The sequence below is a fragment of the Paenibacillus sp. FSL R5-0701 genome, assembly GCF_037973995.1.
Classification (GTDB): domain Bacteria; phylum Bacillota; class Bacilli; order Paenibacillales; family Paenibacillaceae; genus Paenibacillus.
Genome location: NZ_CP150230.1, coordinates 1,748,102 through 1,761,123, shown reverse-complemented (window position 1 = coordinate 1,761,123; position 13,022 = coordinate 1,748,102). Strand labels below are relative to the sequence as shown.

Below are 13,022 nucleotides of genomic sequence, written 5' to 3'. Positions count from 1 at the left end.
ACATTAAGGCAAGCACAAATTTCAAAAAAATTAAATGAACTGACGTTCACTATTTTTAACAAATGGAGGACATAGCACACGCTTCAGTACTGAGAAATAACGAATAGAGGAGATTATGTCGAAAGATCGGTGAAAAGTTGATATTCAGAGGAAAAGAGTTTGGAGATGCTGGCTACTGTTTCGCTTACTTTAATCGCTAGGGCCATAAAGTACCCGAGCTTGATCACAGTTCAACGGTTTGGTAAAAGGTACTTCCAAGAAGTATTCCAGCTGCCATTGCTGCGTTTTTAAAGCCTGCTTACTTGCTGGCTTGTCCCAAGGCGGATATACACGTATGGCCCGCTTGCCACCTTTTCCTTGATCCGATAGGATATCTCGCTGCAACAATACATGCTTCGGAAATACAAATTGACCAAAGTTGCTACCTGTGCGCGTACTAATGACATACACATCTGCTGGATCTGATACATCATATGGCTGTGTCGTTCCATCCTCACCCCGCTGCCACAGAGTGACAAATTGTCCAAGCTTGGTTGGTGTGGTTTTGGCGACGCGGAATCGAATGGAGAGAGAATTTATGGTGAACACATATGCCCCATATTCAGCATTTTGTGCTTCTTCATGCGGTTGTGAGCAACCAAAGCCACACTTGTCATAGATAAGTTCTTTACTGGCAAGTAAGTCGCCATGAAGCATCTCGGAGGTCGTCCAAGAATTCGGACGATTCAAAAACCTTTTGTTATCCAACTTGTGATATCTCTCCTGTCTTGTATAGTCTGAACTAAGGCATTTGGAATAGCTGTAAAAACTTTGCTTGTTCAAAATTCCTGACATAGTCGCTTCCATTCCTGCCATGCCTCTAAGTACTCAGGCAAAGCATCCGGATGATGCTTGTTGCTCAGCCCAATTCGGCACAGTGGGTTGGCTTACCTTTCAAAATGGGCACCTTCTTCTTGGTTGGAGCTAAAAATATAATCTGGGTACTGGTTTGCCATGGGTGGGAGCTGATCCTCGGGGAAAAACTGCAGATCCTTCATCTCTTCATTATCGGGCGTGAGTTGCCCAGATTTGATCCTGCATTCAAATACGATAGTCAAATATTCAACCTGATGACCATTGTTGTATGTAAACCGTCTTGCTTCACCCCCGTATACTCCGATAATCTTCTCGGGTTCAACAACTAGACCTGTCTCTTCCAGTGCCTCTCTTACCATCGCTTGCGCCGGTGTCTCACCAAGTTCGATTGCTCCAGCAATCAGCCCCCAGGTTGATTCGTTATGTTTACGACCGAACAGAATTTCCCCTTGTCCATTTCGGATAATCCCAGCCACACCCGGCATAAAAATAAGCTCGTTGCCGATCTTTTCCCTGAGGTTTTTGTAATAGTCTGACATGCCCATACAGATGTCCTCCGTTTTGCTTTTTATACTTTCTCATCAATAATATGCTTGCTATCATCTCGCTGCTTATGGTGTTGCAATTTTTTAATTTCATTTTCAGATAGTGCACTTCTTTAATTAGTACATCCATCTTCTTCGATGTTTTGGATGAATCTATCGCATAACGTACAATTGCAGTAAAGATAAGAACGACAATTAAACTTATAATTGAGATCACTAAAGCCCAGATAAATTCCGAAATGGTATCCAACTCCTTGCTACTATTAGGTGGGTTATCTTCAAACTCGCTATTCGGTTTAATTTTTCGATATCTCATCAGGACAAATATTTTGTATAGAAAATCAGGAAAGAAGTAACATGCAACGCCCACGACAAATACGGGAGTAGATAAATAACCACGTACTGGTGGTCCATTCCATCTCTATTCCCTCCATATTCATCCTCTTGGTCTCTCTGGTTCTTCCTCTACGAGAATATCAGCACAGCGAACAATCAGCTCAGGCATATTCTCTCCATCAAATAGAACATGAAGTTCATATCCGTTATCGATCCGATACAGCTCTTGATACAGCCAGTAACTGCCTACAATCTCACCCTCTTGCTTGATGATTTCGGGTGCAACCAGCGTGAGTTTATTTATATTGGTGAAGCCCCCACGGGTGTCAAAACGAATAACCACTTCATCCATCGTCAACAGTTCCGTTACCGTACAATCATGATATTGAACCCGGCTATGTATTTCATCGGGGATATTCTGTGCCATCATCACTTCTCTAAATTCTTTCGATGTGTGTTCCACACGTCTCCAATTGTGTGCACTCTGTTTCTTCAATTGCTGTAGTATCTCTCTCGTGCAATATCCCAAAGTAAACACACGAATATCCGCAATTTGTTCAACGATTTCCTGTGGCAGATGTTCCGCCTTGTATTGAAAACTCGACTCCATCGATTCTTTGTACTCTTCCTTGCATTTCTTCTCATCAAACGGAGGACGCACATCATATTCTGCAATGAGTTTCTCGATATGCGCTCTTTGTTCTGGCTGCATGTGAAATACGATCTGATCCTCTTCTGTCACTTCTTCCTCACCGAAAGCTTTGTCTACGCGAGTAAGTACTTGACCATCATGCTCCAGCATGTAACGTGGGTCCAAGTTATATAACTCTCGCTCCTGTTTCACATGCGCTTTTTCCTTTCTTTTATACAGCCTTAAAAATAGATTTTCATCGAACTCGTAAGCTCCGTTATGTACTCTTAAACCAAAATGAAAATGTGTCTGCTGACAAAGCTCATACCATTCTTTCGTTAGATATCTCATGGGCATCTCTCCTGCTGATTTATAGAATCTACTTTGCTATTAAAGCATAGACCTCTTTAATTTGTGACGAGAATTAAGCTGCACTTCCTCAACGATTCCTTATATTCACAAACGCACTGCTCTACCCCAATGTTTGAAAAAATTTGTGTTTGATCTCTTTGTCGTTTCGCGCCGCCCATTCATGCACAGCTTCTACGCCTGCAGACTCCTGACCTCGTTGAAAATAAAAACATAGATCCATCGGCACTAACCGTTTACCATAGAGTTTGATGCCAATCCGTCTGTAATTCATATAAATACACTCAATCTGAGATGCATCATATCTCTGATGTTTCATAGAAATCACATGATCGCTTTCCAGCGTAATACTGGGTCTAGTGAAAAACAAACGCCAGAGCAGAAAAACGATATAACCGAGAATAAAGGTCAATATAACGATCAGGAAGTACTTCATAATACCATTTTCATCATAAATAATATTTCTGAAAAACATAGCTTCAATGACCAACATACATAGTAGGCTCAACCATGCTCTTGGATAAATCGTCTTGTATGTGATGAGTTCCACCTCCTAATTATTCTAACCATTAATCCGAAGCCACTCGGAAGGGACTTTTCTGACAAAATGCTTTTCAACAAAATCCAAAATATCATCAATTCCGGGCAAAGCCGCATTTTCTTTAGCTTCGTCAAACGTCATCCATTGGTACTCGATATGTTCATGATTTAACCGGACAACCTGGCTTTCATCCACATATCCTACGAATACGGGAGCGGTATAGATATACTCCTCCATGGGTGAATAATATTGTTCGAATTGATTGGCAGAATACAACCTGACTTCCGTAATACCTGTTTCCTCATGAACTTCTCTGAGTGCAGCTTCCCATGCCTTCTCGCCCTTTTCTATCCCGCCGCCAACATAACACCACTCGTTATGCAACATACGACCAGCCCGCTTCAGCATCAGTACACGGTATTGATCGAGGCTTTTCTTCAATAGAACTACAGCCACGCCTTCACAACGAATGGGAACTGCCTGTTTCACGTGCTCTGCACCATCCACCTTCTCGTGCCCCTCTCTTCAACTTTCCTGAGAATCGAAATCCTCCAATACTTTAAACCTATCCCCGTGGATTTTATCCAGATGCTCTTCTCCCCAATAACATAGATGATCCAGGGCGGGCTTAAGTCCCCAGCCGTAGTCCGTTAACTCATATTCCACTTTGGGAGGTACCTCCGAATATACCTTTCGCTGTACGATTTCATCCTTTTCAAGTCCTCTAAGCTGTGTTGTCAGCATCTTCTGCGTAATGTCGGGGATTAATCGTCGAAGCTCTGACGTGCGTTTCCGTCCGGTCATCAAGTGATAAATAATCAAAGGCTTCCACTTCCCGCCCATCACTTCCAAGGCTGCTTCCACGCCTACTTTATATTTCTTTGGCGCGCTCGTTTCTCCATGTTCCGTCATTTTTGAACCCCTCCATAATCAGGCTGTATCCCAAGTGAAAATAAAATTTTCACTGCTCTTCTTTCAATTATTTGAGCCTATTTCGAGGCATCCATTTAGGGTACTTTGATGTTCCTATGGCACTTCATTCTTCCTATAGAACATCAAAGTGCGTACTTCCAGATGTTTTCATACCTGTTTATAATAGCATCAGCCACTGATTTATGGCTACAAGACTGCAATCCAGAAAGGTAGTGAAAGATAAGATGAACGTACTCGTTGTAGTATCCCACCCAAGAAAAGACTCCTTGACCTTTCAGGTAGCTCAACGTTTTGCACAGGGTCTTACCGGTGCCGGTCACGGTTATGAGATATTGGATTTGCATGGGATTGGCTTCGACCCAATTCTCCGAGAGATGGATGAACCAGACTATACCCAAGAAAATCAGGTGTTCTCGCCCGAGGTTGAAACCGAGATGGAGCGGTTGAAGAAGTATGATGCTGTGGCTTTTGTATTTCCTCTCTGGTGGTGGCATCTGCCAGCCATGTTGAAAGGCTATGTGGATCGTGTCATGAACAACGGATTTGCCTACGGCGCGAACAAGCTCCCTCATCAGCAGATATTGTGGATCGCTCTTTCGGGTGTGACGGAAGAACAGATGCACAAGCGCAACTATGGTCAATCGATCGCCAATTTGCTCAATGTGGGTATTGCCGATTACTGCGGCGTGTCCCAATCGAGGGTTGAGTTTTTATATGAAACGTTGGAATCCAAGCCTGAGCATTATGAGGCACTGCTGAACCATGCACATCACTTGGGACTGAACTATGCCAATGATATTCCGACGCTGTAATGGTATGAGAAAAAAGGTATGACCCGAATATGAATTCTGAAGTTTTGTGGTACGTTCAATGGCGAATCACTACGCTTGAACACGGCAAAAAGGTCGCTCCGAAGAGCGACCCTGCCTGTGTGTCTTGCATTATTTTACTGTCGAGAGAAGAAACTTCTCCAGCATAGAGATATCGGTAATACTATGGTTGCAAGCTGTGTTATCCATGCATACGTACTGGGCAATGGAAGAAAAGTTGTCTGGCGAATGAGCCTTGGTCTTCACGTTGAAGAATCCAAGCTCCTGATGACGATGACAGAACATGCAGTACCCCTTTTTGTTCGTGGGTGTAATCCGTCCCTCAATACCGAGGAATCTGCCTTCGTGCGGGTACACGATGAACAAACGGCTCGTCGCAATGTCAGTCCATCTCAGATAGGTGGTGTGTGCGTAATCGATGGATTCAAGATCGGGCACTTTAAGCTTCTTGGCCTTTGGAAACAGCTTTTGGATCTGCTTGGCTGATACTTGCGGATATGGAATCAGATATGATTCGAGCTGGTTCAGATACGTCTGCAATTCATGTGTCGTCTCATACGTGGATAACTGCTCCAGCAGTTGCTTCTGCTCCGAAATGAGTTCATCGAAGATGCTCACCGCATTTGTGCCGACCGTATAACGGACGGTTTCCAATACTTTTGGATCCACAACCGAGCGTAGCGTTTTGAGCAGGAAATCAGCTTGTTTTTGAATATAATTAAATTGATGATTCTGAATAAATGGTGTTTGCATGGCGTTCAGCCCCTTATTTTTATTGGAAGAACAAATAAGGTGCAAAGCCTGCGGGATGTAACATTATGTTGATATTGATTTCAGGGCAACAATCTCATTTTTGTCGCGCCCTACACAAAGTCCGCCCCTATTCAGGCTTTGCATAAGGCTTTCTAGCGAACGAGCAATCCGGCATTATCCATATTGCCACGTCATAACCCCCAATACGATAGATATATCGAAATTATAACAGGGCAGCATAGTGTAGGCAACGGGCTCCGTTCCAATTTCCTCTGTTCAAGAAATATGATTGCATCTCAGGCTTTCTTCCCATTTTCCACGAAATGATCTTCTGCTGACTGCTCAATGGCCTCCTGAAGCAAGAGCAGGATTGGAGCTGTAACGGACAATTACAAAGTTAATACCGCCTGTACTTCACCACATGCCAATATTTCACCTGTTTGAATAAAACCAAGAGAGTCATAAATTTTCTTCGCAACGACATTTTCAGGTTTGTAGGTGAGTTCTACAACTTTGGCTTTTCCTCGTGGAAAAGTCCTCGCATACTCGATTGCTTTTACTACCATTTCTTTACCATATCCCTTACCTTGATATCGCTGGTCAATCATCATCTTAAAGATGCCATAACTGCTATAATCAAAATTGCCATCTCCGTCATCATAGTACATCGAAATAAAACCTACCATATTGTCTTCCTTATAGACTGCAAAAGTAATAATAATCTGCCCCTCATCTGAGGCAACGTACGCTTCAGCAAGTGCATGTTGGTTCGAGGATATGAATCTTTGTTGGTCTGGAGTGACTTTAAGTTCAATACATTCGATAAAATTATCCCAAGTTATTCTTCTAAATTCCATTTTGAATTCCCTCCTGCACTTATCGCCATTACCACTTTCTTCCTATTTTGTTGCACTAATATAGCTCAATTTAAAAATACGATCATACATATATGTGTAAGAATCGTCATATTCAATTGCCTTTTTTCTCTCTTGGTAAAAAGACTTTAATCTTTCCTTGTCCCCGGTATTAACATAGGCTATTAACTCAATACTTGCTTTTTTATATGCCTCCACACTATAACCCGCATCAGAAAAATCAAAGGAATTATCGTCTTGTACTGGAGTAAATACCTCTGGGCGGATCCAGACCTTAGATTCGGTCTTCTGTGGTGCGCTTGTCGCTGCAAAAGCAAGAGAAGCACTTACTAACGACAAAGCAAGAGTAACGATTATCATTTTTTTCACTTCGTAAACACCCTCTGATATGAATAATAAAGATAACTTTAAATCAATTACAATAGTACCATTTTATTCAAATAAAGGTAATACACTATATACGTGCAACGTTCTTTTTCCATACACAAAAAAGAAGCCACCTCCCTGGCCTTCCCCAGTTCAGTGACTCCTTGATTCACAACCTATTAACCTCTACACGTAACTACTCCTTCACAGCCCCAACCACGATTCCGGTCACAAAAAAACGTTGCAGGAACGGATACACGAGCAGGATTGGCAGTGCACTGATGAAAATCTGTGACGCACGAATCGTGCGCTGAGACAGATTGGCGACAATTTCCGGGTCAACTCTCGACATATCGGCCTGGACGATGATCGTCTGCATGAATGTCGCGAGTGGCAGTTTTTCCGCATCACGGATGTAGATGATTCCGTCAAAGTATGCGTTCCAATGCCCAACCATCATGAACAGGGATACTGTAGCAATGACAGGCACGGACACGGGCAGATAAATTTTGATAAACGTCTGAAGGTGTCCTGCTCCATCGATAAATGCAGCTTCTTCAAGATCTTTGGGCACGGTACGGAAGAAATTGAGCAACAGAATGATATTAAACACTGCAACCAATCCTGGCAGGATCAGGGCCAACAATGAGTTCATCAGGCCAAGCTTCAAGATCAGGATATACCCCGGAATAAGACCGCCGCTGAATAACATTGTAATGACAAAATACCATAGATAGATGTTACGTGCACGGAACACCCGTGTCTCCTTGGAGAGGGCGTATGCTGCAATTGTGTTCACAATTAGCGCTAGCCCTGTACCAAGCACCGTCCGCTCAACGGACACCCACAAGGAGGAGAGAAAATTGGCGTTAACAAACGTCTTCGCATAGGCCTCCAGTGTAAAACCAATCGGCCAGAGTGTAACTAATCCCGCATTGGCAGGTGCAGATGCGCTGAGCGATACCATTAGTAAGTGATACAAAGGCAGCAAACAGAGCAGGGAAATGATGGTTAAGAACACATTGTTGAATATGCTGAATATGCGGTAGGACATCGTTTTATGATACATCAGTTCGTCCTCCTTTCTAGAAAATTCGGTATCCGGCGAATCGGTAAGCCAGTCGGTAGGAGATCACAATCAGGATCAAACTGATGACGGATTTGAACAGGTTCACCGCGGTAGCGAAACTGAACTGACCACTTAGCAGACCTTCTCTATACACAAACGTATCGATAATATCCCCCTGCTGATATATTAATGGACTATATAAGTTAAAGATCTGGTCAAAGTTGGCGTTGAGCACATTACCCAGTGCCAGCGTTGCGATTACGATCCCAATCGGAATAAGAGCCGGGATGGTAATATAGACCGTTTGTTTCCAGCGTCCCGCCCCATCTACTTCAGCCGCTTCATAAAGTGATGGATTAATGCCGGATAATGCCGCGAGGAAGATAATCGTGTTGAATCCAAACTCTTTCCAGACATCACTTGCAATGACCGTAAATCGGAACCAACTGCCATCCCCGAGGAAGAAGATTGGTTTGATGCCAAAGATCGAGACTAGAAACTGATTTAGAATACCCGTCTGTGCCAGAATGTCGATCAGAATACCAGACAGGGTGACCCAGGACAGAAAGTGAGGAAGATACACAAGCGTTTGAATCGTTCTTTTCAGTGCCATCTTCCGTACCTCGTTGAGCAATAAGGCGAAGACAAACGGAATGATCAGGTTCATGATGATCTTCGTACAGGCAAAGAACAACGTGTTCCACGTAATCTGCAAGAAATAATCATTTTCCCACATGTACCTGAAGTGCTTCAGTCCTACCCATTCGGAATTGAAAAATCCCAGTGCAGGTTTATAATCTTGAAATGCCATCAAAATCCCGGACATCGGAATGTATGAAAATATAAAGACCATAATGGCCGCCGGCAACACCATAAAGTGCAGAATCCATGGCTGTTTGTAGCGTTTTTTTCTCTTTTTATCCAGCTTGTTCCCAACGTTTGCCTGCGGGATCCGCTTACCCTCCAATTTAGCCTCCATAGCGCTTCTCCTGTTCCCAAAAAAAGTTTTTGTGTGTGATCGGGTTCTCTGATATAAATAGTATCAAGCCATTCTGAGGTCTGCTATATAACATTGTTAGGCTTGATAGTGTTTTGTTAGGGTATCATCAGAAGAGGTTGTTTACACACGAATTAGAAGGAGACTTTTCATGTATATATGGAAGCGCTTAATGCCTTTTCAAGGTAAAATCAAATCCCCATTCAGTCTTTTTGCCAAAATAAACTTGTTAATTGTGGTCTTGTTCATCCCCATTCTAATCATGTACACCTACTCGAATAACGTCACCTATGATGTCGTCAGCAAAGAACTGCAGATCTCCAACACAAAACAGCTCACGTTTCTGTCCAGTCAGATCGACTCCCGCATCAACCAGATGATGGATTTCAGCCTCATTCTCTCCAGAGACCCGAATGTCAGAGCATTCAACGGCCTCAATATGTGGGATGATCGGTATGACCGGATGCAGACCCGTTATGTGATACAAGAGAAGATGACGCTGCAAACCGGCGTTACGGATATATGGCCCACCCGATATGCGGTGCATTCACAGCAGAATGAGGATGTCATCGCCAACTACAATCGAACCACAGGATATGATGAGGAGTATCTGAAAAAAAATATGAGCGGACGATGGACCTATGGGGATCAAGGAGCCGTATCAGAGGATGAACTAAATTCCTTCTATTGGTTCTATACCGATTCCTTGGCACAGCCGGGGATGCTCACGGGAAGCAATCTGGTGATTGAAGCCAGCTTCAGTTATGAGAACATTCAAAATATGCTGGATACGTATAAAGCGGGCGGACAAGGCGATCCTTTCTTGTATCACAAAGGAAATTCCCCCATTCTCAATCGTAGCGCGGACAAGCAGTTATCCGCAGAACTCATTCAGTATCTGGACACGCATTCTCCGGAAGATACTACACAGGATGTCGTAGAGCTGAACGGTAAGAACTATCTGGTTAGTTCCGTGAAGTCCACTTATCTGGATTGGCATCTGGTTGACGTGATTCCACTGTATCAGATTTTGAAACCCATCTCGCTGAGTCAGAATCTGTTCTACACCTGTATGATTTTGCTGCTAGTAGTGGGTATCTCTGCGTCGATCCTGCTGTACCGGAATGTTCAATATCCGATCAAAAAGCTGATCAAAGGTTTACGCCGTGTAGAACAAGGGGACTATTCTGTCCGACTGTATAGCAAAAACCAGAATGAGTTCTCATTCCTGTTCCGCCGATTCAACGATATGTCCCATCAGATTCAAGATCTCATCGAAAATGTATTCCATGAGAAAATTAGAGCCAGGGAAGCTACGCTGAAACAATTACAAGCGCAGATCAATCCGCATTTCCTATATAATTGTCTAGGTTATATCATCAACATGGCCCAGATGAAGGACGAGCAAGCCGTGGTCTCCATGGCGCATAACCTAAGTGCGTATTATCGCTACACCACCCGTATGGAACGGGAGACGTCGTCGCTACAAGAAGAGATCAAGCTGCTGATCAACTATCTGGATATCCAGAAACTGCGCAATGGTCGCATCGAGTATCACATCGATATCCCAGAGGATATGCTTGCCCAGTCTGTACCACGATTAATGCTTCAACCGATGGTCGAGAATTCCGTGATACACGGCGTGGCGAAATCCTATTCATCCGGGGAAATCCGAATTACCGGGGAGCGCTTGAATGGTTTTGGCAGAATATACATCGACGACGACGGCCCAGGCTTAAGCCCGGAACAATACGAAGCGCTGAACTTGAAGATGCAGGAACCCTTACAAGAAGAAATGGGCTGCGGCCTTTGGAATACGTACCAACGAATCACGCACCTGTTCGGCAGTCATTCCTACCTCCTATTTGGCCCATCCCCACTTGGCGGATTCCGAACCGAAATCATCTGGGAGATACCAAAAGAGGACACCGATTCCGATAAAGGTAATACCGATACGAATTTAAGTTAATACAAACAATAAATTGACGATTTAATTTTGAACAAGATCACGTACACGATAACGCAGAGGACAGAAAAAACCTGAAGAAACGGAGTGCTCGCCTTTATCACCAGATTTACACATTATAAAATTCATTCAATAAATCTGGGGATAACAGCGATCGGAAGGTTATTCTGTCATCGGAGTGGCAAGTGTACAGATGTCTGGGTTCAACCACCAAGGAGACAATACAAACATGCAAATGATGATCGTAGACGATGAAGCTCACTGGGTCGATAACCTGTCCATGACCAAGCCCTGGCACACACTGGGGATCGAACATGTGCATAAAGCATACTCGGCACACGAAGCACTTCAAATGATCGACACCCACCCCATCGATATCGTGATCTCGGACATCCAGATGCCTGAAATGACAGGCATTGAACTGATCGAACGCATCCGCATCCGGGACAAAAAAATAAAATGTATTCTGTTATCCGGATATTCCGAATTTGATTACGCCAAAAAAGCCATCCAGTTCGAAGCTGTGGACTATCTGCTGAAGCCGCCAACAGACGATGAATTAATGGGCGCTGTCCAGAAGGCCATTGATCAATTGAACAATGAATGGGAAATGGTCAGTTCACTGACACGAACGCAGTTTACGTTGCGAGAGAATCTCCCCCATTTGCGGGGACGACTGCTCCTAGGGGCTTTGCAGGGACAACGAATCGCCGCTGCCGAATGGGATCGGAAGCTCGCCAATTACAATCTCCCCTTTCACACCGGGGATGCCGCATTAATGCTGGTACGTCTGGAAGAAGAATTCGGACACTATGATAGCAATGATCAGACCCTGATCGAATATGCCATCATCAATATGGCGGAAGAGATTATGGGTGAGTTTATGGAAGTGTGGGGCGTCAAGGAGGAGCACGGATATCTGGTGTTTTTGCTTCAGTTGAAAGAACGGAAAGGCGATATTGGCAAAGAAACCATTCTGGAGAAGCTATCGATTCAGCTCCAATCCAAAGTAAAACAGTTTCTAAAAGGCTCCCTCTCCATCGTTATCACCGAGTGGTTCACCTTTCCGGATCAGCTTTACGATCGTTTCCGTCAGGCTTCCGCCTATTTCCGGCAGATTGTTGGCGACGAACGCGAATTCGTTATGCGCGTGAGCGATGTTGAGACACCTGCGGCGCAAGGTCCACTCGATGTGCTTTATACCCCGCCTACTTTCATTAGTCTGTTGGAAAGCGGACAGTGGGATGCCGCCGAAGAGAAAATCCTCGCGGTCTGCGCGGAGCTGGATGAGAAATGGTCGGAATCCTGGGAACATTGCATGGAGGCTGGTTTTCTTATTACGGCTTCATTCACTAATATTGCTCACCGGAACAAGCTGACCCTGACCACTTTAATGGGAAATGATGTTGAGGATTTGCAAAGTGGGGAAGTTTTCGCTACCATCAGCAAATTGCGGAAATGGTCGCTCAGTGTGCTTGGCAAACTCAAGGAAGGCACGTCCAACGAGATTAAGGACATCCGTTCCGAGTATGTGAAGAAGATTCAGGACTTTACAGATAAGAACCTGCATCTGGATGTTTCTTTACGTGTACTAGCCGACCATGTTAATCTGCACCCGACCCATTTGTCCAAGATCTATAAGATCGAAACGGGCGAAGGCATCAGTGATTATATCTCGCGTCTGCGTATGGATCGGGCCTGCCACAAGCTGGTCACGACCACCAAAAAAGTGTACGAAATCAGCATAGAGATTGGTTATATGGACCCGGCTTATTTTATCAAAGTGTTCAAACGCCAGTTTGGCGTTACGCCGCAGGAATACAGAGACCAGCACAAATAACATCTTAGAGGTTGTTCAAAAAATCCGCTTTTGATTACGAAGGATGCCTCACGGCATCATCAGCATCGAATATGGAATTCAGCCGAAATGTCCGTTGCTCACGTAGTTTGCCTACG

Annotated in this window: 14 protein-coding genes; 3 read left to right on the top strand and 11 right to left on the bottom strand. The window is 44.1% G+C overall.

The features are described 5' to 3' along the window. Nucleotides 1-189: 189 nt before the first annotated feature. The 6 genes from MKZ13_RS08165 to MKZ13_RS08140 form a co-directional block, all read right to left on the bottom strand. Complete coding sequence (locus tag MKZ13_RS08165) at nt 190-747, bottom strand: MepB family protein (protein ID WP_339183198.1); 558 nt, start codon at nt 745-747, stop codon at nt 190-192. 179 nt (nt 748-926) lie between these two features. Then, a complete protein-coding gene (locus MKZ13_RS08160) occupies nt 927-1,400 on the bottom strand; it encodes an NUDIX domain-containing protein (RefSeq protein ID WP_339183196.1) in 474 nt (157 codons plus the stop codon). Nucleotides 1,401-1,836: 436 nt separating this feature from the next. Then, nucleotides 1,837-2,718, bottom strand: a complete 882-nt coding sequence (locus MKZ13_RS08155; RefSeq protein ID WP_339183194.1) for a DUF4085 family protein — start codon at nt 2,716-2,718, stop codon at nt 1,837-1,839. 121 nt (nt 2,719-2,839) lie between these two features. After that, nucleotides 2,840-3,229, bottom strand: coding sequence for a hypothetical protein (locus MKZ13_RS08150; RefSeq protein WP_221822628.1), 390 nt, complete (start codon nt 3,227-3,229; stop codon nt 2,840-2,842). A gap of 69 nt (nt 3,230-3,298) precedes the next feature. Next, a complete protein-coding gene (locus MKZ13_RS08145) occupies nt 3,299-3,766 on the bottom strand; it encodes an NUDIX domain-containing protein (protein ID WP_339183191.1) in 468 nt (155 codons plus the stop codon). Between the two features lie 36 nt (nt 3,767-3,802). Then, on the bottom strand, nt 3,803-4,189 hold the full coding sequence (locus tag MKZ13_RS08140) for a helix-turn-helix domain-containing protein (RefSeq protein WP_076209362.1): 387 nt from the start codon (nt 4,187-4,189) through the stop codon (nt 3,803-3,805). Nucleotides 4,190-4,434: 245 nt separating this feature from the next. Here MKZ13_RS08140 and MKZ13_RS08135 point away from each other — a divergent pair, with 245 nt between their 5' ends. Next, entirely contained in the window at nt 4,435-5,022 is a 588-nt protein-coding gene (locus MKZ13_RS08135) for an NAD(P)H oxidoreductase (RefSeq protein WP_339185368.1), read from the top strand. 129 nt (nt 5,023-5,151) lie between these two features. Here MKZ13_RS08135 and MKZ13_RS08130 read toward each other — a convergent pair whose 3' ends face one another. From MKZ13_RS08130 to MKZ13_RS08110, 5 genes are all read right to left on the bottom strand, one after another. Beyond that, nucleotides 5,152-5,793: a FusB/FusC family EF-G-binding protein gene (locus MKZ13_RS08130; protein WP_339183188.1), complete on the bottom strand. Its 642-nt coding sequence runs from the start codon at nt 5,791-5,793 to the stop codon at nt 5,152-5,154. A 389-nt stretch (nt 5,794-6,182) separates the two neighbouring features. Continuing rightward, nucleotides 6,183-6,650 carry a GNAT family N-acetyltransferase gene (locus tag MKZ13_RS08125; RefSeq protein ID WP_076252701.1) on the bottom strand — a complete coding sequence of 156 codons (468 nt, stop codon included), beginning with the start codon at nt 6,648-6,650 and terminating at the stop codon, nt 6,183-6,185. Between the two features lie 42 nt (nt 6,651-6,692). Then, entirely contained in the window at nt 6,693-7,037 is a 345-nt protein-coding gene (locus MKZ13_RS08120; RefSeq protein WP_339183186.1) for a hypothetical protein, read from the bottom strand. Between the two features lie 193 nt (nt 7,038-7,230). Next, nucleotides 7,231-8,103: a carbohydrate ABC transporter permease gene (locus tag MKZ13_RS08115; protein WP_127544821.1), complete on the bottom strand. Its 873-nt coding sequence runs from the start codon at nt 8,101-8,103 to the stop codon at nt 7,231-7,233. A 16-nt stretch (nt 8,104-8,119) separates the two neighbouring features. After that, entirely contained in the window at nt 8,120-8,977 is an 858-nt protein-coding gene (locus MKZ13_RS08110; RefSeq protein WP_174806429.1) for an ABC transporter permease subunit, read from the bottom strand. A gap of 274 nt (nt 8,978-9,251) precedes the next feature. On the opposite strand from MKZ13_RS08110, the gene MKZ13_RS08105 reads away from it, so the two are divergent. Next, nucleotides 9,252-11,069 carry a histidine kinase gene (locus MKZ13_RS08105; RefSeq protein WP_339183183.1) on the top strand — a complete coding sequence of 606 codons (1,818 nt, stop codon included), beginning with the start codon at nt 9,252-9,254 and terminating at the stop codon, nt 11,067-11,069. 226 nt (nt 11,070-11,295) lie between these two features. Beyond that, nucleotides 11,296-12,906 (top strand): response regulator, encoded by a 1,611-nt coding sequence (locus MKZ13_RS08100; protein ID WP_339183180.1) that lies wholly within the window; start codon nt 11,296-11,298, stop codon nt 12,904-12,906. Nucleotides 12,907-13,022 lie beyond the last annotated feature (116 nt).

What these genes read in the sequence shown, in the direction of transcription:
- MKZ13_RS08135 (WP_339185368.1), top strand. Translation starts at nt 4,435, where the DNA reads ATGAACGTACTCGTTGTAGTATCCCACCCAAGAAAAGACTCCTTGACC.
- MKZ13_RS08100 (WP_339183180.1), top strand. Translation starts at nt 11,296, where the DNA reads ATGCAAATGATGATCGTAGACGATGAAGCTCACTGGGTCGATAACCTG.
- MKZ13_RS08125 (WP_076252701.1), bottom strand. Translation starts at nt 6,650, where the DNA reads ATGGAATTTAGAAGAATAACTTGGGATAATTTTATCGAATGTATTGAA.
- MKZ13_RS08115 (WP_127544821.1), bottom strand. Translation starts at nt 8,103, where the DNA reads ATGTATCATAAAACGATGTCCTACCGCATATTCAGCATATTCAACAAT.
- MKZ13_RS08110 (WP_174806429.1), bottom strand. Translation starts at nt 8,977, where the DNA reads ATGGTGTTGCCGGCGGCCATTATGGTCTTTATATTTTCATACATTCCG.
- MKZ13_RS08160 (WP_339183196.1), bottom strand. Translation starts at nt 1,400, where the DNA reads ATGGGCATGTCAGACTATTACAAAAACCTCAGGGAAAAGATCGGCAAC.
- MKZ13_RS08130 (WP_339183188.1), bottom strand. Translation starts at nt 5,793, where the DNA reads ATGCAAACACCATTTATTCAGAATCATCAATTTAATTATATTCAAAAA.
- MKZ13_RS08155 (WP_339183194.1), bottom strand. Translation starts at nt 2,718, where the DNA reads ATGAGATATCTAACGAAAGAATGGTATGAGCTTTGTCAGCAGACACAT.
- MKZ13_RS08105 (WP_339183183.1), top strand. Translation starts at nt 9,252, where the DNA reads ATGTATATATGGAAGCGCTTAATGCCTTTTCAAGGTAAAATCAAATCC.
- MKZ13_RS08150 (WP_221822628.1), bottom strand. Translation starts at nt 3,229, where the DNA reads ATGTTGGTCATTGAAGCTATGTTTTTCAGAAATATTATTTATGATGAA.
- MKZ13_RS08140 (WP_076209362.1), bottom strand. Translation starts at nt 4,189, where the DNA reads ATGACGGAACATGGAGAAACGAGCGCGCCAAAGAAATATAAAGTAGGC.